The following is a 19838-nucleotide window of genomic DNA, read 5'->3' on the forward strand; positions in this document are numbered from 1 at the left end:
CCTCAGTGGGAGTGGCCGTGACCGTGGCCGTGGCCCGCGTCCGCCGGCTCCTCCTCCTTCTTCTCCACCACGAGGGTCTCGGTGGTGAGGAGCAGGGAGGCGATCGAGGCGGCGTTCTCCAGGGCGGAGCGCGTCACCTTCACCGGGTCGATGACGCCGGCCTTGATCAGGTCGCCGTACTCGCCGGTGGCGGCGTTGAAGCCGTTGCCCTTGTCGAGCTCCGCCACCTTGGAGGTGATGACGTAGCCCTCCAGGCCGGCGTTCTCGGCGATCCAGCGCAGCGGCTCGACCGCGGCGCGGCGGACGACCGCGACACCGGTGGCCTCGTCGCCGGTCTTGTCGAGGTTGCCCTCCAGGACCTTGACGGCGTGGACGAGCGCGGAGCCACCACCGGAGACGATGCCCTCCTCGACCGCGGCGCGGGTCGCGGAGATGGCGTCCTCCAGACGGTGCTTCTTCTCCTTCAGCTCCACCTCGGTGGCGGCGCCGACCTTGATCACGCACACGCCGCCGGCGAGCTTCGCGAGGCGCTCCTGGAGCTTCTCGCGGTCCCAGTCGGAGTCCGTGGACTCGATCTCGGCCTTGATCTGGTTGACGCGGCCCGCGACGTCCTCGGAGTTGCCACCGCCGTCGACGATGGTGGTGTCGTCCTTGGTGACGGTCACGCGGCGGGCGGTGCCGAGCACGTCGAGACCGGCCTGGTCGAGCTTGAGGCCGACCTCCTCGGCGATGACGGTGGCGCCGGTGAGCGTCGCCATGTCGCCGAGCATCGCCTTGCGGCGGTCACCGAAGCCGGGGGCCTTGACGGCCACGGCGTTGAAGGTGCCACGGATCTTGTTGACGACGAGGGTGGAGAGGGCCTCGCCCTCGACGTCCTCGGCGATGATCAGCAGCGGCTTGCTGGCGCCGGCCTGGATGACCTTCTCCAGGATGGGCAGCAGGTCCTGGATGGAGGAGATCTTGCCCTGGTGGATCAGGATGTAGGGGTCGTCGAGGACGGCCTCCATGCGCTCCTGGTCGGTCACCATGTAGGGGGACAGGTAGCCCTTGTCGAAGGCCATGCCCTCGGTGAAGTCGAGCTCCAGGCCGAAGGTGTTGGACTCCTCGACGGTGATGACGCCGTCCTTGCCGACCTTGTCCATCGCCTCGGCGATGAGCTCGCCGACCTGCTGGTCCTGCGCGGAGAGCGCGGCGACGGCGGCGATGTCGGACTTGTCCTCGATCGGGCGCGCGGTGGCGAGGAGGTCCTCGGAGACGGCCTTGACGGCGGCGTCGATGCCCTTCTTCAGGGCGGCCGGGGAAGCGCCGGCGGCGACGTTGCGCAGGCCCTCGCGGACCAGGGCCTGGGCGAGCACGGTGGCGGTGGTGGTGCCGTCACCCGCGATGTCGTTGGTCTTGGTCGCCACCTCCTTCACCAGCTGCGCACCGAGGTTCTCGTACGGGTCCTCGATCTCGACCTCGCGGGCGATCGTGACACCGTCATTGGTGATGGTGGGGGCGCCGAACTTCTTGTCGATGACGACGTTGCGGCCCTTGGGGCCGATCGTCACCTTGACCGTGTCGGCAAGCTTGTTGACGCCGCGCTCAAGGGCGCGACGGGCGTCCTCGTCGAACTTCAGGATCTTCGCCATGGGAGCGGTTCAGCCCTCTCGGATTCAGGTGGAACGAACTGCGCCCCGGGGCGCCCGGGAAGGGGCCTCGGGGCGCAGCTCAAAGCATCTGCTTCAGGTACTTCGGTACTTCGGAGAATTACTTCTCGACGATCGCGAGGACGTCGCGAGCCGAGAGGACGAGGTACTCCTCGCCGTTGTACTTCACCTCGGTGCCGCCGTACTTGCTGTACAGCACGATGTCGCCGGTCTTGACGTCGAGCGGCAGACGCTCGCCGTTCTCGAAGCGGCCCGGGCCCACGGCCAGGACGACGCCCTCCTGGGGCTTCTCCTTCGCCGTGTCCGGAATGACCAGGCCAGAGGCCGTGGTCTGCTCGGCGTCGAGCGGCTGGACCACGATGCGGTCCTCGAGCGGCTTGATGGCAACCTTGGAGCTGGTGGTCGTCACGATCCGACCTCCCCCTTCGGAGATCTCACGGGGTTAACTGTCTGAGGTGGCGACCAGGTGGATCCGTCGTCGCGGGTGCCGGACCTGCCCGTCGCTGTGTTGGCACTCTCCAGTGGGGAGTGCCAGAGCTGAGACTATGACCGCGATTAGCACTCGGTCAAGCGGAGTGCCAATTCACCGCCCTGTGGCGTGATCGGGGTCCGCTCCCACAGCCCCCCGCACTCCTTCGTGTCCACCGCCGCCCGCACCTCCCGGGCGGACGTGGGACGGGGTTTGACCCGCTCCGCCGCCTTCCGGCCGAGCCGCTCGATCGGGTCCACCGAGGAGGCGCAGGCCGGGAGGGCGAAGAGCGCCCCGGTCACGGCGAACGCGGCGACCCAGCGCCGTCCCCGCGTCCTCACACGTAGTCCTCAAGCTTCGCGACGGCGTAGCCCTTGGCCGTGATCACGTTCATCACCCGACGGATCATGTCCGGCATGCTGCCCTTCCAGTCCTCCTTGCCGCGGAAATGGGTGAGGACGATGTCTCCGGGGTGCAGGTCCCGGTCCCACTCGCGCCATTCCATGTGGTCGGGGAAGGCTTCGGCGGCCCACAGCGGGACCGCCTTGACGCCACAGGACTGCGCGGCGCGGAGGGTGTCCTCGTTGTAGTTGCCGTACGGCGGCCGGAAGAGCGGGGGGCGCGTGCCGAAGCGCTTCTGGATGACGTCCTGCATGCCGCAGATCTCGCGCTTCTGCTCGCTGTACGAGAGGCCGGGCAGATAGCGGTGGTTGAGGGTGTGGTTGTGCAGCGAGACCCCGACCTCCTGCGACTTCTGCATCTTCGCGAAGTAGGGGTAGTCGTCCTTGACCAGGTAGTTGCTCAGGAAGGCGCTGTAGGGGATGTGCAGTTCGCTCATCATCCGCAGCAACTGGGGGTCCTTCTCCGCGCCGTCGTCGATGGTCAGGAAGACCACCTTCTGCTTGGTCGGCACGGTGGTGAAGACGGGCGGCAGTCCCTTGCCGTCCGTCTCGAAGCCCTTGCGGGTGGTGATCTTCGGTTTGGTCGCGGGCGGGGCGGGGGCGTCGAGCGGGGTCGCCGCGAGGCCCCACTTCTTGGCGGCGAGCGCGCGGGCGGCCCGCTGGGCGCGGACCTTCTCGACATAGGCGGTGAGGGCGCCCGCCGACCCCTGGGCCTGCTGACCGGCAGCGGGGGCGGGAGCGTCGCGCTCGGGTTCGGCGCCCCCGGAGCAGGCCGTGGCGGCCACGGCGAGGGCGGAGACGGCGAGCGCCGCCCCGAGCGTCCGGCGGGGGCGGTGCGCACCATATGTCATCGCGTGGTCCTTTTGTCGTACGAGCTGCATGGCGCCGCATCCTGTCAGCGCACGAGCCCCTTGGGGCCGCGACACCGCCGTACCGTGCCCACCGTCCCCCGCCCGGCCCACAGCGGCCCAGGGGCCACAATGGGACGGGTGACCGACCTCGCCGCCTTCTCCGCCCTGCTCGCCCCCGAGGGGCAGACGCTCCTCGCCGCCCTGCGCGACTACGACCCCGCCCAGGAGCTGGCGGTCGCCTCCCGGTTGCGCCGCGACCATCCCGCCGAGCTGGTGAGCGCGGCGCTCGGACAGGCGCGGCTGCGACAGCGGGCGGTGGCGAAGTTCGGGGCCGAGGACGCGCACCGGATGTACTTCACGCCCCACGGGGTCGAGCAGTCGACCCGCGCCTCGGTCGGCGCGTACCGGGCCCGCCGGATGCGGGCGCTGGGCGTCGACGGCGTCGCGGACCTGTGCTCCGGCATCGGCGGCGACGCGATCGCCCTCGCCCGGGCCGGCGTCTCCGTCCTCGCCGTCGACCGCGACCCGCTGACCGCCGCGGTGGTCCGGGCCAACGCCGAGGCGCTGGGGCTCGACGGGCTGATCGAGGTCCGGTGCGCGGACGTGACCGAGATCGACACGAGCCCGTACGACGCGGTCTTCGTCGACCCGGCGCGACGCGGCGGCCGGGGGCGGATCTTCGACCCCGAGGCGTACTCCCCGCCGCTGTCCTGGGCGATCGGGGCCGCCCGCCGGGCCCCGCGGGCCGCCCTCAAGATCGCCCCGGGGATTCCGCACGAGGCGGTGCCCGAGGAGGCCGAGGCCGAGTGGATCTCGGACGGCGGGGACGTGAAGGAGGCCGTGCTCTGGTTCGGCACGGATCCCGGCGCCCGCCGCGCCACCCTGTTGCCGTCCGGCACCGGACTCACGGGCCGGGGGCTCCCCGATCCGGAGGTCCGGCCGGTCGGCCGCTACCTCTACGAACCGGACGGTGCCGTCATCCGGGCGCACCTGGTCGCCGAGGTGGCCGAGGAGTTGGGCGGGGGCCTGATCGACGAGACGATCGCCTACGTCACGGCGGACGTGCTCACCCCCACCCCGTACGCCGCCGCCTACGAGATCACCGACGTGCTGCCCTTCAACCTCAAGAAGCTGAAGGCCCTGTTGCGGGAGCGCGAGGTCGGCACGCTCACAGTGAAGAAGCGCGGCTCGGCGGTCGAGCCCGAGGAGATCCGACGCCGGGTGAAGCCCAAGGGCCCCGGTGCGGCGACCGTGTTGCTCACCCGGGTCGCGGGCGCCCCGACGATGCTGATCGGCCGGCCGGCGGACAAGCCCTAGCCTCCCGCCGCGACGCCCCGCGGCCCGCCCGGGGCGCGTCTAGACGTAGTCCTCCAGCCGGGCGACCGCGAAGCCCTGTTCCTGGATGCGGCGCAGCAGCGTCGCCGTCATCTCGGTCATCGTGCGGCCCTTCAGCTCGGAAGGCCCCCGGAAGTGGGCGAGGATGATGTCGCCGGGGTGCAGCTTCCGGTCGGCCCGCTGGTACTGCATGTCCTTGATCTGCATGGACTCGCGCCAGAGCACGATCGCGTCGACCCCGCACTCCCCCGCCGCTGCGCGGGTGGCCTCGTTCCAATTGCCGTAGGGCGGTCGGAAGAGGCGCGGGGCCGTGCCGTACCGCTCCTTCAGCCCGGCCTGTTGGCCGCATATCTCCCGGCGCTGGGCCTGCGCGGAGAGGGTGCGCAGGTCGGGGTGGGTGAGGGTGTGGTTGGCGAGGCCGTGGCCCTGGGCGATCAGCGGCTCGAAGTACGCGTAGTCGGCACGGATCGCCGCGTCGGTGAGGAACATCGTGACGGGGACCTCGAGTTCCTCCATCATCCGGACGAAGGCGGGGTCCTTCTCGGCCCCGTCGTCGATCGTGATGAAGACGATCTTCTCGCGGGTGGGGATCTCGCTGATGACCGGCACCGGCCCGCCGGGCTCGCGGACCACCGGCTTGACGGAGGGCGGGGCGGGTGGGGCCGGCAGGGGCTCCAGGCCCCACTTCCGGTACGCGGCGACGGCGACGGCCCCGCTCCCGGGCCGCCCCGCCTCCCCGTCTGCCGCGGCCTTCCCGGTGGCCGTGACGGACGGGGAGGCGGGCGCGGGGGTCCGGGGACCCGCGGCGGAGGCCCCTTCCGTCGCACAGCCGGCCGACGAGAGGGCGACGGCGGTCAGGATCGTCCACAGCGCGAGCGTCTTCTTCACGCGCTGTGGGATGCGCGATCAACCCGAAAGGTTGCCCGATCCTCGAACCTCCGCGCCTATTCGACCGATTCGAAGCGCCACCGGTGCACCGGACGGGTGATCAGCTCCGCGTCCGGTTCGGGCAGCTCGGGCAGTTCGGCGTCGAAGGCCTCCGCGTCCCACCAGGTCAGGACCAGGACCCGGTCCTGGGGGGCGCGGAAGACCTCCCGGCGGACCGGCTCACGGGCGAGCACCTGCGCCCGCGCCCACTCCAGGAGCTCGGCGCCCCGGTCCCGGGAGGCCCGGGCCTCCCACATGAGCGTGAGCCTCACGAGTACAGGTTCTCCTTGCTGACCTCGTGCACGTGGTCGTGGGAGTGGCCGGGGACGTGCGGGTCGGTCACCGGCAGCGAGGAGTCCGCCGACAGCTCCAGGTCGGAGGCCGACCGGTTGCGGGCGACCATTTCGGCACCGAGGGCGGCGACCATCGCGCCGTTGTCCGTGCACAGGCCCGGGCGGGGCACCCGCAGCCGGATGCCGGCCCGCTCGCAGCGCTCCTCGGCGAGGGCCCGGAGCCGCGAGTTGGCGGCGACGCCGCCACCGATCATCAGGTGGTCGACGCCCTCGTCCTCGCAGGCCCGGACGGCCTTGCGGGTGAGCACGTCGACGACCGCCTCCTGGAAGGACGCGGCGACGTCCCGCACCGGGACCTCCTCGCCGGCCGCCCGCTTGGCCTCGATCCAGCGGGCCACGGCCGTCTTGAGGCCGGAGAAGGAGAAGTCGTACGCGGGGTCCTTGGCACCGCTCAGACCGCGCGGGAAGGCGATCGCCGCCGGGTCGCCCTCCTTGGCGAGCCGGTCGATGACCGGTCCGCCGGGAAAGCCGAGGTCGAGGACGCGGGCGATCTTGTCGAAGGCCTCACCGGCCGCGTCGTCGATGGTGGCGCCCATCGGCCGCACGTCGGAGGTGATGTCGCTGGAGAGCAGCAGCGAGGAGTGCCCGCCGGAGACGAGCAGGGCCATCGTGGGCTCGGGCAGCTTGCCGTGTTCCAGCTGGTCGACGCAGATGTGCGAGGCGAGGTGGTTGACGCCGTACAGCGGCTTGCCGAGGGCGTAGGCGTACGCCTTGGCGGCCGAGACGCCGACGAGGAGCGCACCCGCGAGGCCGGGGCCCGCGGTGACGGCGATGCCGTCGAGGTCCTTCGCGGAGATCCCGGCCGTCTTCAGCGCGCGCTCGATCGTCGGGACCATGGCCTCCAGGTGGGCCCGGGAGGCGATCTCGGGCACGACGCCGCCGAAGCGGGCGTGGGTGTCGACGCTGGAGGCGACGGCGTCGGCGAGGAGGGTGGTCCCGTGGACGATGCCGACGCCGGTCTCGTCGCAGGAGGTCTCGATTCCGAGTACCAGCGGTTCGTCAGCAGCCATCAGATCTCAGTCCCAGTTCCTTGAACGGTCAGTCGCATCACGAGCGCGTCCACGTTTCCGGGCTGGTAGTAGCCGCGCCGGAAACCGATGGGCTCGAAGCCGAAGCGCTCGTAGAGCTTCTGGGCCCGGGTGTTGTCCACGCGCACTTCGAGGAGCACCTCGTCGCACTCGAAGGCGGTGGCGTGCTGGAGCAGTTCGGCGAGGAGCCGGGCGCCGAGGCCGGTGCCCCACTGGTCGCGGGCGACGGCGATCGTCTGCACGTCACCGAGCCCGCCGGCCGCGGCGAGCCCGGCGTACCCGACGATCCGACCGTCGGACGGGTCCTCCGCCACGACGTAGTGGCGGGTGGCCCGCGGGCCCCTGGCGTGGGCGAGCTCCGACCAGAACATCCCCGCCGACCAGGCGTCCTCGGGGAACAGGTCGGCTTCGAGGGCGAGCACCGGCTCGATGTCCCACCAGCGCATCTCGCGCAGCACCGCCCCGGTCACGGAGGCGCTCACGTGGGAGTGACCACCTTGTAGTTCTTCGGCACCTGGGCGTCGGGACGGCGCAGGTACATCGGCAGCGGGTCGAGGAAGCCGTCGCCGCCGGCGGCGAGCCGCTCCGCGGCGAGCCCGGCGAGCGCGGCGGCCGACTGGTGCTCGGGGTCGCGGGCGTCCGGGAAGGCCTCGGGGTACAGCCGGGCTCCGGCACCGACGACGGGAAGCCCGGCGAGCGTGTCGGCGATGTCCGCGGGCCGGTCGACGGACGCGTCGGTCACCCGGGTGCGGGAGTCCTGGTACCGCGCCCAGTAGACCTCCTTGCGGCGGGCGTCCGTCGCGACGGCGAAGGGACCCTCGATCCCGGAGGCGTACGCGAGGCCGTCGAGGGTGCACAGGCCGTGCACCGGTACGCCGAGCGCCGACGAGAAGGTCGCGGCCGTGACGAGGCCGACCCGGAGGCCGGTGTAGGGACCGGGGCCGACACCGACGACGACGCCGGTGACGGCGTCGAGCGTGAGCCCCGCCTCGGTGAGGACCCGGTCGACGGCGGGCAGCAGCAGCTCCCCGTGGCGACGGGCGTCGACCTGGCTCGACGAGGCGACGACGGCCTCGCCGTCGTGGAGGGCGACGGTGACGGCGGGAGTGGCGGTATCCATGGCGAGCAACAGCACGCGAACAGCCTACGGCTCCCGGGCATGCTGCCCCGACCCTCGGGCGGGCGGCTGCTACCGTCACCCTTCGACACGTACGTACGAGAGGTGGGCACGGTGGCAAGGAGCAGCTCGGGATTCGTGGCCGGGCTCACCGCGGCGGCCGTCGTCGTGGTCGGCGTCCTGGCCTACCAGGCTTCGGCGAACGCACCCGCCGACCTGTCGGTGAAGCCCCGGACCCCGGGCGCGGCCGTTCCCTCGACCTCGCCGAGCGGCGTCCCCCAACCGGTCAAGGACCCCCTCGCCGTCCCCGCGGATTCGGGCAGCGGCGAGCGGGTGGTGTACGCGCTCGCCGACCGCCGGGTGTGGCTGGTGGACGGGAAGGGCAAGGCGACCCGCACGTTCACGGTGTGGCCGAGCACGGTCGACCCGGTGCCGGGGGCGTACCGGGTGACCTCGCGCTCGGGCTCGGTGCGCGGTTCGGACGGGGTGCAGATCGAGCACGTGGTGCGGTTCACGACGGTCGAGGACGTGACGGTCGGCTTCAGCGCGGCGGTGGACGGCTCGACGCCGTCCCCGGACCCGGCCCGGAAGACCGGCGGCATCCGCATGAAGCGGGCCGACGGCGACGCGATGTGGATGTTCGCGGTGATCGGCGCGAAGGTCGTCGTCGTCGGCTGAGGCCTCCCGGAAGGGGACCCCGGCCCCGGCGGCCCGGTTCCAGAAGTACGCCTTCCGGGGGACGGCCCCACGGGGACGTCCTCCCCCGCGCGGCCCCTCCGGGCCGCGGCGCCGCGGGAGGACGGGGAAACCGCGGGAGGCCCCGGGAAGGCGCGGGAAGCGCCGGGAGACCCGCCGCGGTGGCGGACCGTGAAGGACCGCCCGGCCGTCGCCCCCGTCGTCAGACCAGGGCTCAGGCCGCTCGTCGGACCAGGGCTCAGGCCGCCTCGTCCCGTACCGGCTCCTCGCCCTCCTGCGCCCGCTCCGCCTGCTCGGGCGGCGGGGTCGAGAGGGCCCGGGCGGCCGCGCAGGAGGCCAACAGCTCACTCATCGAGACGTGGTCCCCGCCGGGTTCCGCGCGTTCTGGCGTCGCCATGCATACCTCCCGTAGGTTAGGTACACCTAACCAGCTCGTGCCTCCATGTGACCACGGCTCGTGGGACCCACGCAACACCTTCCCGACACGTTGTCGGAACCTACGGACCGCCGTCCTAGAGCGCGGCCAGGTCCTCGTCCGCCCAGCGGGCGCCGATCCCGCGCAGCACGACCGTTCGCCGGTCGTCGTCGGTGTCGCCGGTCACCCGGTGGATCAGGAGGTGCAACCGGTCGTCCGTCAGCTCCTCGACCTTTCCGTCGCCCCACTCGACGACGACCACGGACTCGGGCAGCGAGACGTCCAGGTCGAGGTCCTCCATCTCGTCGAGTCCGCCGCCGAGGCGGTACGCGTCGACGTGCACCAGGGCCGGACCGCCGACCAGGGACGGGTGGACGCGGGCGATGACGAAGGTCGGGGAGGTGACGGCGCCCCGCACGCCGAGCCCCTCGCCGAGGCCGCGGGTCAGAGTGGTCTTCCCGGCACCGAGCTCACCGGTGAGCATGACGAGGTCGCCGGGGCGGAGGATCTTCGCGAGCCGGCGGCCGAGCTCCTGCATCTGCTGCGGGGAGTCGACGGAGAGGGTGGCACCGGAGACGGGTGGGTGGGCTGCTTCCATACCCGCAAACTTAGTCCCTGTGCAGGGTCTCCCCGGCCGGCACGGCACCGGCCCGCACCAGCAGGTCGGCCAGCCGGTCGGTGACCGCCTCCGGGTGCTCCAGCATCACCAGGTGGCCGGCGTCCGGGACGATGACCAGCTCCGCGTCCGGAAGGAGGCCGGCGATGGCCTCGGTGTGCGAGCTGGGGGTGACCAGGTCGTTGTCCCCGGCGAGCGCGAGCACCGGCAGTTCCTCGAAGGCGGCGAGGGCGGCGGCCTTGTCGTGCTCGGCGAAGGCCGGGTAGAAGGCGGCGACCACGTCGATCGGGGTCGACTCGATCATCCGCTCGGCGAAGCGGGCGACCGCCGGGTCGACGTCCTTCGACGCGAACGAGTACTTCTTGATCAGCCCGGCGAAGAGGTCGGCGGTCGCCCGTCGCCCGCGCTCGACCAGTTCCGCCTGGGAGCCGAGCGCCCTCAGGACGCCCGGAAGGACCCGCCGGACGGCGTTGACCCCGGCGAGCGGCAGCCCGTACGACACCTCGCCCAGCTGCCCCGCCGACGTGCCGACGAGGGCGACGCCGACGACCCGGTCCCGGATCAGTTCGGGGTACTGGGCGGCGAGCGCCATCACCGTCATGCCCCCCATCGAGTGGCCGACGAGGACCAGCGGGCCCTCGGGCGCCGCCGCGTCGAGGACGGCCTTGAGGTCGCGGCCCAGTCCGTCGATGGAGACGGGCACCCCGTCGGGCCCCGTCTGGGAGGCGCCCTCCCCGGACCGGCCGTGGCTGCGCTGGTCCCAGTGGACGGTGCGGACGAGACCGCGCAGGGCGGCCCGCTGGAAGTGCCAGGAGTCCTGGTTGAGGCAGTAGCCGTGGCTGAAGACGACGGTGACGGGGGCGGGTTCCTTCCGCCCGAACAAACGGCGGCGGCGACCGGCCGACGGGGCGTTCGGCTCGACCTCGTCCACCTCGTAGTACAGGACCGTGCCGTCCTCGGCACGGGCCCGGCCGGGGGTGCCGCGCAGACCACCGTACGGACCGGCGGCGTCCAGGGCGAGCCGTGCCTTCTGCCGCACCGAACGGCCGACGGTGAGCCGCTCCACGGCGACCCCGGCAGCCGCACCGGCGGCCAGGACGCCTATCGCGGCCCCGGCGAACCCGGCGCGCCGCCAACTGCTCGGCTCAGCCACGTCGACTCCCCCCTACTCGTCCACGTAGACGCGCGGGACGCGCGCCCCGATCCGGGTGACGATCTCGTACGCGATGGTGTCGGCGGCCACCGCCCAGTCCTCGGCGGTCGGTTCGCCCCGGTCGCCGGGACCGAAGAGCACGGCCTCGGTGCCCGGTTCCGGGGTGTCCCCGTCCAGGTCGACCACGAACTGGTCCATGGCGACGCGCCCGGCGACGGTGCGGACCCGGTCGCCGACCAGGACGGGGCCGCGCCCGGAGGCGTGCCGGGGGACGCCGTCCGCGTACCCCAGCGGAACGAGCCCCAGGGTGGTCTCGCCCCCGGTGACGTAGTGGTGCCCGTAACTCACCCCGTGCCCGGCGGGAACCCGCTTGACCAGCGCGACGCTCGCCTTGAGCGACATGACGGGCCGCAGGCCGAGCTCCGCGGAGGTGCCGAGCTCGGGGCTGGGCGAGACGCCGTACATCGCGATGCCGGGCCGCACCAGGTCGAAGTGGGTCTCGGGCAGGGTCAGGGTGGCCGGCGAGTTCGCGATGTGCCGGACCTCGGGCCGGACGCCCGCCCGCTCGGCGTGGTCGAGCATCGCCCGGAAGACGTCGAGCTGGGCGGCGATCGAGGGGTGGTGCGGCTCGTCGGCACAGGCGAGGTGCGACCAGAGTCCGGTCACCTTGACGAGGCCGTCGACCTCCGCCTTCAACGCGGCCCCGACCAGTTCGGGCCAGTCGGCGGGCTGGCAGCCGTTGCGCCCGAGCCCGGTGTCGGCCTTCAGCTGGATGCGTGCGGTCCCCCCGGTCCGACGCGCCGCCTCGACGACCTCCTCCAGCGCCCACGTGCCGCTCACCGACATGTCGAGCCCGGCCTCGATGCCCCGGTCCCAGGGGTCGCCGGGGGTCCAGAGCCAGCACATGACCGGGACGTCCGCGATGCCGGCCGCACGCAGCGCGAGCGCCTCGTGCGGGGTGGCGGTGCCGAGCCAGTCCGCGCCCGCGTCCAGGGCGGCACGGGCACAGCGCACGGCACCGTGTCCGTACGCGTCGGCCTTGACCACGGCCATGATCCGGACATGGGGGCCGACGCGGGCGCGCAGCGTGCGGATGTTCGCACGCAGCGCGCCGAGGTCGATCTCGGCGCGTGCCCTGCGGGGCGGAGGTGTCTCAGTCATCGCGCCCAGTCTCTCAGGTGTCAGCTGCCGGGCCGCTTCCCCCAGATGTAGACCCGGTCACCCTTGCGGAGGACGCCCCAGAGCCGCTGTGCGTCACGGTGGCCGAGATTGACGCAGCCACGGCTGCCGGTGATCGTGGCCAGCTGCCCCCGGACGGCGTGGAAAGCCTGACCGCCGCTGAAGAACTGGGCGTACGGCATCGGGGTGTCGTAGAGGGACGACCAGTGGTCCTGGTGGCGCCAGTAGACGGTGTGCCAGCCCGTCCGGGTCCGGTGCCCCGCCCTTCCGCTGCGGATGTTCACCACCCCGTAGGTCACCTTCTTCCCCTTCTGCACCCACATCAGCTCGCGGTCGAGGTCGACGCAGGCCACGGGGTGGGAACGGACGGGGCACCTGCGGGCGGCGTTCGGGTCCCTGCGGGCGGCGAGCAGCTCGGCGCGGGCCCAGGTGACCGGGCCGGCGTGGCCGACGGCCGGCTGGATCTTCTCCCTGACCTGGAAGGCCCTGATGGCCCGGCAGTCGGCGGCGGACTGCCTCCCGTCGACCTTCAGCCCCAGCAGCCGCTCCACCTGCCGCTGGTACGCCCCGGCCTTCGCGGTGCAGGTCACCGCCGACCCGACGGCACTGCGGGGCAGTCGCCCGACCGGCGCGCCGGCCTCCCGCTCCGGATCGGGGACGTCGCCCTCCGGTGGACGCGGGGGCAGCACCCGGCCGGGCGGGGGCAGGGGGTACGGCGCCCGGCCCGCCGCGGCCGTTCCCGGCGGGAGGAGGCCCCCGGCCGGCCCGGGCACATCGGCGGCGGCAGCGCCCCCGCCCAGCAGGACGGCCCCCAGGACCATCGACGACAAGGTGAAACGGCATCTCGATCTGATCACCCGCCCACCCAACCCCGACCCCGGGACGCCCACGCGCACCCGCGCACGCGCCGGCCGGCGGGTTCGCCCGAGTGGGGGCGGCGGGAGAGGGTGGAGGCATGACGGCAGGACGTGACGCATGGACGGCCGGGGCGGCGTACGAGCAGTACATGGGCCGGTGGAGCCGACCGGCCGCGGACCGGTTCGTGAGGTGGCTGGACGGCCCGGACGGCCTGCGCTGGCTGGACCTGGGCTGCGGCACCGGAGCCCTCACCGCGGCGGTGTCCGCCCGCCGGCACCCCGCGCTCGTCCTCGGCCTCGACCGCTCCCCCGCCTTCGTGGCCGCCGCACGGGCCGCGGCGCCCGCCCCCGCGCGCTTCCTCGTGGCGGACGCCCAGGAGCTGCCGGTACGGGACGGGGGGTGCGACGCGGTCGTCAGCGGGCTCGCGCTGAACTTCCTCCCCGATCCCGAGGCGGCACTGGCCGAGGCGACCCGGGCGGTGCGGCCGGGCGGCCTCGTGGGCGCCTTCGTGTGGGACTACGCCGGGGGCATGGAGTTCCTGCGGCGCTTCTGGGACGCGGCGGTCGCGGTGGACCCGGCGGCCGGCGGCCTGGACGAGGGCCGGCGCTTCCGCGTCTGCCGCCCGGAACCCCTGCGCGCCCTGTGGACGCGGGCGGGCCTGGTCGACGTGGCGCTCACCGCGATCGACGTCCCCACGGTCTTCACGGACTTCGACGACCTGTGGACGCCCTTCCTCGGCGGCCAGGGCCCCGCCCCCACCTACGTCACCGGGCTCCCGCCCCGTGCCCGCGCGCGCCTGCGCACCGCCCTCCGGGCGGCCGTCCCCCCGGACGGGAACGGCGCGATCCCCCTCACCGCCCGCGCCTGGGCGATCCGGGGCCGCACCCCACCCCGGTGACCCCGGGCAGCGGGGCTACGGGGCCGTCACGTCCTGCCAGGCGGCCCGCACCGCACCCGCCACGTCCGTCGCGGTCACCGGGCCGCCCCCGCCCGCCACCCGCCGCGCCGCGAGCCCGTGGAGATACGCCGCGCAGGACGCCGCGTCCACCGCGCGCAGCCCGGCGGCGAGCAGGGAGCCCGCCAGGCCCGAGAGGACGTCGCCGCTGCCCGCCGTCGCCAGCCAGGACGTGCCCGTCGGATTCACCCGCACGGGCCCGACGGGGTCGGCCACCAAGGTCGTCGACCCCTTCAGGAGGACCGTCGCCCCGTACCGTGCCGCCAGTTCCCGCACCGCCGAGAGCCGCTCCGCCTCCACGGCCGCCCGCTCCCGACCGAGGAGCGCCGCCGCCTCACCCGCGTGCGGGGTGAGCAGGGTCGGAGCCGTACGGGACCGGACCGCATCCGGCGCGAGACCCCGCAGCCCGTCCGCGTCGACGAGGACGGGCACGTCCGAGGCGAGGACCTCCGCGACGGCGACGCCCGTCCCCGGTCCCTCACCGAGCCCCGGTCCGACCACCCAGGCCTGGACCCGCCCGGCCTTGTCCGGGGGCCCGGGGTGCACCAGGGTCTCGGGATGCGCGGCCATCACGAGGTCGGCCGCATGACCCACGTACCGCACCGCGCCGGCACCGCCCCGCAACGCGCCCCCGACGGCGAGGACGGCGGCGCCGGGATAGCGTGCGGAGCCCGCGACGACGCCGACGACGCCCCGCCGGTACTTGTCGCTCTCGGCGCCCGGTGCGGGCAGCAACCGCGCCACGTCCTCGTGCTGGAGCGCTTCCAGGTCGGGCACCGACGGCAGCGTGGCGCCGAGGCCGATGTCGACGAGCCGGACCGCGCCCGCGTACTCCCGCGCGGGGTCGACCAGCAGCCCCGGCTTGTAGGTCCCGAAGGTCACCGTCGCGTCGGCCCGCAGCGCCTCCCCCGTGACCTCGCCGGTGTCGGCGTCGACGCCGCTGGGCAGGTCGACGGCGACCACGGCCGCGTCGGAGCCGCGCGCCGCCCGGGCCACGGGGACCGCGTCGGGGCGCAGTCCACCGCGTCCGCCGATGCCGGTGATGCCGTCCAGCACGAGGTCGGCGGCGGCCAGCACGTCGTACGGATCGTCGGCGACCCGTCCGCCGGCCGCCCGCAGCGCGGCGAGCCCGCCCTCGTGCGCACGGTTCGCGAGCAGCACCGCCGAGACCCCGGCGCCGCGCCGGGCGAGCCGCGCTCCCGCGTACAGGGCGTCGCCGCCGTTGTCGCCGCCGCCGACGAGGAGGACGACCCTCGCCCCGTACACCCGGCCCCGCCCGAGGAGGGAACAGCAGGCGGCGGCGAGCCCGGCGGCGGCGCGCTGCATGAGCGCCCCCTCCGGCAGGCCGGCCATCAACGCGGCCTCGGCGGCCCGGACGGTCTCCACACGGTGAGCGGTTCGCATGGGGTCAACCCTCTGCGATCACCACCGCCGACGCCACTCCCGCGTCATGACTGAGCGAAACGTGCCAGTGCTTGACGCCCAGCTCCGCCGCCCGGGCCGCCACGGTCCCCCGCACCCGCAGCCGGGGCTGTCCGCTGCCCTCGACGTACACCTCGGCGTCCGTCCAGTGCAGCCCGCCGGGCGCACCCAGGGCCTTGGCCAGCGCTTCCTTCGCGGCGAACCGCACCGCGAGGGAGGCCGGTCCGCGCCGCTCACCGCTCGGGAGCAGGATCTCCCGTTCGACGAAGAGGCGCTGGAGCAGCCCCGGCGTCCGCTCGATGGACGCGGCGAAGCGGTCGATCTCCGCCACGTCGATCCCCACCCCAATGATCATTTCCCACTCACTCCACGGTCACGGATTTGGCCAGGTTGCGCGGCTGGTCGACCTCGTTGCCCCGCGCGGTGGCGAGCTCGCAGGCGAAGACCTGGAGCGGCACCGTGGCGACCAGCGGCTGGAGCAGCGTAGGCGTGGCGGGGATGCGGACGAGGTGGTCGGCGTACGGGACGACGGCCTCGTCGCCCTCCTCCGCGATCACGATGGTTCGGGCCCCGCGCGCCCGGATCTCCTGGATGTTGGAGACGATCTTGTCGTGGAGGACGGAACGGCCCCGGGGCGAGGGCACCACCACGACGACCGGCAGGCCTTCCTCGACGAGCGCGATCGGCCCGTGCTTCAGCTCGCCCGCGGCGAAGCCCTCGGCGTGCATGTACGCGAGCTCCTTGAGCTTGAGCGCGCCCTCCAGGGCCACCGGATGGCCGACGTGCCGGCCCAGGAAGAGGACCGTGTCGTGGTCCGCCAGGGAGCGCGCGAGGGCGCGCACCGGCTCCATCGTCTCCAGGACCCGCTCGACCTCCTCGCCCATCCGGGCGAGCTCGCGGACGACCGCGCCGATCTCGTCGCCCCACTGGGTGCCGCGCACCTGGCCGAGGTACAGGGCCAGCAGGTAACAGGCGACGAGCTGGGTGAGGAAGGCCTTGGTGGAGGCGACGGCGACCTCGGGCCCGGCGTGGGTGTAGAGGACGGCATCGGACTCCCGCGGGATCGTCGAGCCGTTGGTGTTGCACACGGCGAGCACCTTGGCGCCCTGCTCCCGGGCGTGCCGGAGCGCCATGAGGGTGTCCATGGTCTCGCCGGACTGGGAGATGGCGATGACCAGGGTGCGCTGGTCGAGGATCGGGTCGCGGTAGCGGAACTCGCTGGCGAGCTCGACCTCGCAGGGGATCCGGGTCCAGTGTTCGATGGCGTACTTGGCGATGAGCCCGGCGTGGAAGGCGGTGCCGCAGGCGATGACGACGACCTTGTCGGCCTCGCGGAGCACGGCGTCGGGGATGCGGACCTCGTCGAGGGCGAGCCTCCCGGAGGCGTCGATCCGTCCGAGGAGGGTGTCGGCGACGGCCTTCGGCTGTTCGGCGATCTCCTTGAGCATGAAGGAGGCGTAGCCGCCCTTCTCGGCGGCGGAGGCGTCCCAGTCGACGCGGTAGGCCCGCACCTCGGCGGGCACCCCGTCGAAGTCGGTGACGGTGACGGCGTCCCTGCTCAACTCGACGACCTGGTCCTGGCCCAGCTCGATCGCGGAGCGGGTGTGCGCGATGAAGGCGGACACGTCGGAGGCGAGGAAGTTCTCGCCCTCCCCGACGCCGACGACGAGCGGCGAGTTGCGGCGGGCGCCGACGACCACGTCCGGCTGGTCGGCGTGGACGGCCACGAGGGTGAAGGCCCCGTCGAGCCGTCGGCAGACGAGCCGCATGGCCTCCGCGAGGTCTCCGGCGGAGGAGAACTCCTCGGCGAGGAGGTGGGCCACGACCTCGGTGTCGGTCTCGGAGAGCAGCGTGTGGCCGCGCTCGGCCAGCTCCTCCCGGAGGGCGGCGAAGTTCTCGATGATCCCGTTGTGGACGACGGCGACGCGCCCGGCGTTGTCCAGGTGGGGGTGCGCATTGGCGTCGGTCGGCCCGCCGTGGGTGGCCCAGCGGGTGTGCCCGATGCCGACGGAACCACTGGCCAGCGGCCGGTCGACGAGCTCCTTCTCCAGGTTGACGAGCTTGCCCGCCTTCTTCGCCGCGGCGAGCCCCCCGTCGGAGAGCACCGCGACACCGGCCGAGTCGTAGCCCCGGTATTCGAGCCGCTTGAGGCCCGCGACCACCACATCAAGCGCCGACTGACCGCCGACGTATCCCACGATTCCGCACATGACGGCAGGCTACGCCGGAACCCCTCCCACCGATCGGACCCGGACCGGAGACGCTGCCGCGTCGGTGCGCGTCCGCGTCAACCGCCGCAACGCGTGACCGACCCCACCCCCCACGTTCCCCGACGACCCGGGACAATGGCGGGGTGATCACTTCGCCGCCGCAAGGCGCCCACGGGAACGGCACCGGCACCGCAGCCGGGAACGCAACCGGCAACGGCGCCGGGAAAGGAAACGGAAACGGCCATCGCCGGCCGTCCGAGGCGACCCCCTACGTCGACCTCACCCGCGCCGAGTGGAGCGCCCTGCGCGACAAGACGCCGCTGCCGCTGAGCGCCGACGAGGTCGAGCGGCTCCGCGGCCTCGGAGACGTCATCGACCTCGACGAGGTGCGGGACATCTACCTCCCGCTGTCCCGGCTGCTCAACCTGTACGTCCAGGCCACCAGTGGTCTGCGGGGCGCCCTGAACACCTTCCTCGGCGAGAGCGCGGAGCAGCGCGGCACCCCCTTCGTCATAGGGGTCGCCGGGTCGGTGGCCGTCGGCAAGTCGACGGTCTCCCGGCTCCTGCAGGCGCTCCTCGCCCGCTGGCCCGAGCACCCGCGGGTGGAGCTGGTGACCACGGACGCCTTCCTCTACCCGATGGAGGAGTTGAAGGCGCGCGGGCTGATGTCCCGCAAGGGCTTCCCCGAGTCGTACGACCGCCGGGCCCTGACCCGCTTCGTCGCGGACATCAAGGCGGGCAAGGACGAGGTCACGGCGCCGGTCTACTCGCACCTGATCTACGACCGGGTGCCCGGCGAGCGGCTCGTCGTCCGCCGCCCGGACATCCTCATCGTGGAGGGCCTCAACGTCCTCCAGCCCGCCCTCCCCGGCAAGGACGGCCGCACCCGCGTCGGCCTCGCCGACTACTTCGACTTCTCGGTGTACGTGGACGCCCGGCCGGAGGACATCGAACGCTGGTACCTGAACCGTTTCCGGAAGCTGCGCGACACCGCGTTCCAGGACCCGTCCTCGTACTTCCGGCGCTACACCCAGGTCTCCGAGGAGGAGGCCCTCGACTACGCCCGGACGATGTGGCGGACCATCAACAAGGTGAACCTGCTGGAGAACGTGGCCCCGACCCGCGGTCGGGCGACCCTCGTCGTCCGCAAGGGCGCCGACCACAAGGTGCAGCGCCTCAGCCTCCGGAAGCTCTGAGCTCCGTAGGCTCTCCCCCATGCTGCACCTCCGGATCATCGTCCCGCCCGACCGCACCTCCGGGGTGGTCGACCTGATCGAGTCGACGGTGGGGACCGCTCATCTGGTGGTGCTGCCGGGGGCCGCACTGGACCCCGCGGGCGATCTGGTGCTGTGCGACGTGGCCCGCGAGTCGGTGGACGAACTGCTGCACGGGATGCGCGGGCTGAGGATCGATCAGGACGGCTCGATCTGCGTCGAGGACATCGCCCTGTCGCTGTCGACTCGGGCGGAGGCGGCCGAGGAGGAGGCGCCCGGCGAAGCCGCCGACGCGGTGATCTGGGAGCAGTTGACGGACGCGACCCACGAGGAGTCGTCGCTCTCCATCACGTTCAGCGCGTTCATGGTCCTGGCGACGATGATCGCGGCCTGCGGCGTCGTCCTGGACAACGCGATCCTGATCGTGGGCGCGATGGCGGTCGGCCCGGAGTTCGGTCCCCTCGCCGGCGTCTGCACGGCGATGGTGCGGCGCGCGCCGAAGCTGGCGGCCCGGTCCGGGCTCGCGCTGCTCGTCGGCTTCGCCGCGGCGATCGCGGTGACGACCCTGTTCAGCCTGGTCATGACCGAGCTCGGCATGTTCAGTCAGGAGCAGTTGGACGCACCCCGCCCGAACACCAGCTTCATCTGGCAGCCGGACCCGTTCTCCTTCGTGGTGGCGCTGCTCGCGGGCACGGCCGGCACCCTCTCCCTGACCTCGGCCAAGTCCGGGGCGCTGGTGGGAGTGGCGATCTCGGTCACCACCATCCCGGCGGCGGCGAACGCGGCGGTGGCCCTCAGCTACGGGGACGTCCGGCAGATGGTCGGTTCGTCGATGCAGCTGCTGCTCAACCTCTGCGGCATCGCGCTGGCCGGGACGCTGACCCTGTACGGGCAGAAGATGCTGTGGCGCACCCAGCGCGGGCACTGGCGCCGCGGCCCCCGGGCCTGAGGTGGCGGGGCGACGAGCGAGGGCCTGCCGCACCCGTCGGG

The 19838-nt window shown here is 73.1% G+C and carries 22 protein-coding genes; 5 read left to right on the forward strand and 17 right to left on the reverse strand.

The features are described from left to right. Window positions 1–2: 2 nt before the first annotated feature. The 4 genes from groL to ACFW2Y_RS25540 all read right to left on the reverse strand — a co-directional run bounded on the left by groL (window position 3) and on the right by ACFW2Y_RS25540 (window position 3370). Window positions 3–1631 carry a chaperonin GroEL gene (groL, locus tag ACFW2Y_RS25525; protein WP_384883612.1) on the reverse strand — a complete coding sequence of 543 codons (1629 nt, stop codon included), beginning with the start codon at window positions 1629–1631 and terminating at the stop codon, window positions 3–5. Window positions 1632–1749: 118 nt separating this feature from the next. Further along, window positions 1750–2058 carry a co-chaperone GroES gene (groES, locus tag ACFW2Y_RS25530; protein WP_017239619.1) on the reverse strand — a complete coding sequence of 103 codons (309 nt, stop codon included), beginning with the start codon at window positions 2056–2058 and terminating at the stop codon, window positions 1750–1752. A 146-nt stretch (window positions 2059–2204) separates the two neighbouring features. Further along, window positions 2205–2459 (reverse strand): hypothetical protein, encoded by a 255-nt coding sequence (locus ACFW2Y_RS25535; protein WP_384883615.1) that lies wholly within the window; start codon window positions 2457–2459, stop codon window positions 2205–2207. Then, a complete protein-coding gene (locus ACFW2Y_RS25540) occupies window positions 2456–3370 on the reverse strand; it encodes a polysaccharide deacetylase family protein (RefSeq protein WP_384883618.1) in 915 nt (304 codons plus the stop codon). The genes ACFW2Y_RS25535 and ACFW2Y_RS25540 overlap by 4 nt, the downstream gene beginning before the upstream one ends. 129 nt (window positions 3371–3499) lie before the next feature. Between ACFW2Y_RS25540 and ACFW2Y_RS25545 the strand changes: the two genes are divergently transcribed. After that, window positions 3500–4687, forward strand: a complete 1188-nt coding sequence (locus tag ACFW2Y_RS25545) for an SAM-dependent methyltransferase (RefSeq protein ID WP_384883620.1) — start codon at window positions 3500–3502, stop codon at window positions 4685–4687. A gap of 39 nt (window positions 4688–4726) precedes the next feature. Here the strand turns inward: ACFW2Y_RS25545 and ACFW2Y_RS25550 are convergent, their stop codons facing one another. Genes ACFW2Y_RS25550 through tsaB form a run of 5 tightly spaced genes read right to left on the reverse strand, consistent with a single transcriptional unit; the run spans window position 4727 to window position 8148 of the window. Further along, complete coding sequence (locus ACFW2Y_RS25550) at window positions 4727–5593, reverse strand: polysaccharide deacetylase family protein (RefSeq protein WP_384883623.1); 867 nt, start codon at window positions 5591–5593, stop codon at window positions 4727–4729. A gap of 56 nt (window positions 5594–5649) precedes the next feature. Next, on the reverse strand, window positions 5650–5904 hold the full coding sequence (locus ACFW2Y_RS25555; RefSeq protein WP_384883626.1) for a hypothetical protein: 255 nt from the start codon (window positions 5902–5904) through the stop codon (window positions 5650–5652). Continuing rightward, window positions 5901–6995 (reverse strand): tRNA (adenosine(37)-N6)-threonylcarbamoyltransferase complex transferase subunit TsaD, encoded by a 1095-nt coding sequence (gene tsaD, locus ACFW2Y_RS25560; RefSeq protein WP_384883629.1) that lies wholly within the window; start codon window positions 6993–6995, stop codon window positions 5901–5903. The genes ACFW2Y_RS25555 and tsaD overlap by 4 nt, the downstream gene beginning before the upstream one ends. Next, complete coding sequence (gene rimI, locus ACFW2Y_RS25565) at window positions 6995–7459, reverse strand: ribosomal protein S18-alanine N-acetyltransferase (protein ID WP_384883660.1); 465 nt, start codon at window positions 7457–7459, stop codon at window positions 6995–6997. The genes tsaD and rimI overlap by 1 nt, the downstream gene beginning before the upstream one ends. A gap of 32 nt (window positions 7460–7491) precedes the next feature. Further along, window positions 7492–8148, reverse strand: a complete 657-nt coding sequence (gene tsaB, locus ACFW2Y_RS25570; protein ID WP_384883632.1) for a tRNA (adenosine(37)-N6)-threonylcarbamoyltransferase complex dimerization subunit type 1 TsaB — start codon at window positions 8146–8148, stop codon at window positions 7492–7494. 96 nt (window positions 8149–8244) lie between these two features. Between tsaB and ACFW2Y_RS25575 the strand changes: the two genes are divergently transcribed. Further along, on the forward strand, window positions 8245–8808 hold the full coding sequence (locus ACFW2Y_RS25575; protein ID WP_384883635.1) for a hypothetical protein: 564 nt from the start codon (window positions 8245–8247) through the stop codon (window positions 8806–8808). A 256-nt stretch (window positions 8809–9064) separates the two neighbouring features. Here the strand turns inward: ACFW2Y_RS25575 and ACFW2Y_RS25580 are convergent, their stop codons facing one another. The 5 genes from ACFW2Y_RS25580 to ACFW2Y_RS25600 form a co-directional block, all read right to left on the reverse strand. After that, window positions 9065–9223, reverse strand: coding sequence for a hypothetical protein (locus ACFW2Y_RS25580; protein WP_384883637.1), 159 nt, complete (start codon window positions 9221–9223; stop codon window positions 9065–9067). A gap of 115 nt (window positions 9224–9338) precedes the next feature. After that, on the reverse strand, window positions 9339–9839 hold the full coding sequence (tsaE, locus tag ACFW2Y_RS25585; RefSeq protein ID WP_384883639.1) for a tRNA (adenosine(37)-N6)-threonylcarbamoyltransferase complex ATPase subunit type 1 TsaE: 501 nt from the start codon (window positions 9837–9839) through the stop codon (window positions 9339–9341). Between the two features lie 10 nt (window positions 9840–9849). Further along, on the reverse strand, window positions 9850–11010 hold the full coding sequence (locus tag ACFW2Y_RS25590; protein ID WP_384883641.1) for an alpha/beta fold hydrolase: 1161 nt from the start codon (window positions 11008–11010) through the stop codon (window positions 9850–9852). Between the two features lie 12 nt (window positions 11011–11022). Then, a complete protein-coding gene (gene alr, locus ACFW2Y_RS25595) occupies window positions 11023–12171 on the reverse strand; it encodes an alanine racemase (protein WP_384883643.1) in 1149 nt (382 codons plus the stop codon). Between the two features lie 20 nt (window positions 12172–12191). Continuing rightward, the gene (locus ACFW2Y_RS25600) at window positions 12192–13010 is read right to left on the reverse strand and encodes a L,D-transpeptidase family protein (RefSeq protein WP_384883662.1); all 819 of its coding nucleotides are present in this window, start codon (window positions 13008–13010) and stop codon (window positions 12192–12194) included. 134 nt (window positions 13011–13144) lie between these two features. On the opposite strand from ACFW2Y_RS25600, the gene ACFW2Y_RS25605 reads away from it, so the two are divergent. Then, a complete protein-coding gene (locus ACFW2Y_RS25605) occupies window positions 13145–13945 on the forward strand; it encodes a class I SAM-dependent methyltransferase (protein ID WP_384883645.1) in 801 nt (266 codons plus the stop codon). A 15-nt stretch (window positions 13946–13960) separates the two neighbouring features. On the opposite strand, the gene ACFW2Y_RS25610 is transcribed toward ACFW2Y_RS25605, so the two are convergent. Genes ACFW2Y_RS25610 through glmS form a run of 3 tightly spaced genes read right to left on the reverse strand, consistent with a single transcriptional unit; the run spans window position 13961 to window position 17634 of the window. Further along, the gene (locus ACFW2Y_RS25610) at window positions 13961–15406 is read right to left on the reverse strand and encodes an NAD(P)H-hydrate dehydratase (protein WP_384883648.1); all 1446 of its coding nucleotides are present in this window, start codon (window positions 15404–15406) and stop codon (window positions 13961–13963) included. Between the two features lie 4 nt (window positions 15407–15410). After that, a complete protein-coding gene (locus ACFW2Y_RS25615) occupies window positions 15411–15779 on the reverse strand; it encodes a holo-ACP synthase (protein ID WP_384883650.1) in 369 nt (122 codons plus the stop codon). A 7-nt stretch (window positions 15780–15786) separates the two neighbouring features. After that, a complete protein-coding gene (glmS, locus tag ACFW2Y_RS25620; RefSeq protein ID WP_384883652.1) occupies window positions 15787–17634 on the reverse strand; it encodes a glutamine--fructose-6-phosphate transaminase (isomerizing) in 1848 nt (615 codons plus the stop codon). Between the two features lie 143 nt (window positions 17635–17777). On the opposite strand from glmS, the gene coaA reads away from it, so the two are divergent. Both coaA and ACFW2Y_RS25630 read left to right on the forward strand, forming a co-directional pair. Further along, window positions 17778–18830 carry a type I pantothenate kinase gene (coaA, locus tag ACFW2Y_RS25625; RefSeq protein ID WP_384883655.1) on the forward strand — a complete coding sequence of 351 codons (1053 nt, stop codon included), beginning with the start codon at window positions 17778–17780 and terminating at the stop codon, window positions 18828–18830. Between the two features lie 19 nt (window positions 18831–18849). Then, window positions 18850–19797, forward strand: coding sequence for a DUF389 domain-containing protein (locus ACFW2Y_RS25630; protein ID WP_384883657.1), 948 nt, complete (start codon window positions 18850–18852; stop codon window positions 19795–19797). The last annotated feature ends 41 nt before the right edge of the window (window positions 19798–19838 follow it).

Origin of the sequence: Streptomyces sp. NPDC058877, assembly GCF_042742855.1 — a bacterium.
Classification (GTDB): Bacteria; Actinomycetota; Actinomycetes; order Streptomycetales; family Streptomycetaceae; genus Streptomyces.

Coding starts and splice junctions, on each gene's coding strand:
- tsaD (WP_384883629.1), bottom strand. CDS start 6,995: ATGGCTGCTGACGAACCGCTGGTACTCGGAATCGAGACCTCCTGCGAC.
- tsaE (WP_384883639.1), bottom strand. CDS start 9,839: ATGGAAGCAGCCCACCCACCCGTCTCCGGTGCCACCCTCTCCGTCGAC.
- ACFW2Y_RS25600 (WP_384883662.1), bottom strand. CDS start 13,010: ATGGTCCTGGGGGCCGTCCTGCTGGGCGGGGGCGCTGCCGCCGCCGAT.
- ACFW2Y_RS25605 (WP_384883645.1), top strand. CDS start 13,145: ATGACGGCAGGACGTGACGCATGGACGGCCGGGGCGGCGTACGAGCAG.
- ACFW2Y_RS25615 (WP_384883650.1), bottom strand. CDS start 15,779: ATGATCATTGGGGTGGGGATCGACGTGGCGGAGATCGACCGCTTCGCC.
- ACFW2Y_RS25630 (WP_384883657.1), top strand. CDS start 18,850: ATGCTGCACCTCCGGATCATCGTCCCGCCCGACCGCACCTCCGGGGTG.
- rimI (WP_384883660.1), bottom strand. CDS start 7,459: ATGCGCTGGTGGGACATCGAGCCGGTGCTCGCCCTCGAAGCCGACCTG.
- alr (WP_384883643.1), bottom strand. CDS start 12,171: ATGACTGAGACACCTCCGCCCCGCAGGGCACGCGCCGAGATCGACCTC.
- ACFW2Y_RS25580 (WP_384883637.1), bottom strand. CDS start 9,223: ATGGCGACGCCAGAACGCGCGGAACCCGGCGGGGACCACGTCTCGATG.
- ACFW2Y_RS25545 (WP_384883620.1), top strand. CDS start 3,500: ATGGGACGGGTGACCGACCTCGCCGCCTTCTCCGCCCTGCTCGCCCCC.
- ACFW2Y_RS25540 (WP_384883618.1), bottom strand. CDS start 3,370: ATGACATATGGTGCGCACCGCCCCCGCCGGACGCTCGGGGCGGCGCTC.
- ACFW2Y_RS25610 (WP_384883648.1), bottom strand. CDS start 15,406: ATGCGAACCGCTCACCGTGTGGAGACCGTCCGGGCCGCCGAGGCCGCG.
- groL (WP_384883612.1), bottom strand. CDS start 1,631: ATGGCGAAGATCCTGAAGTTCGACGAGGACGCCCGTCGCGCCCTTGAG.
- glmS (WP_384883652.1), bottom strand. CDS start 17,634: ATGTGCGGAATCGTGGGATACGTCGGCGGTCAGTCGGCGCTTGATGTG.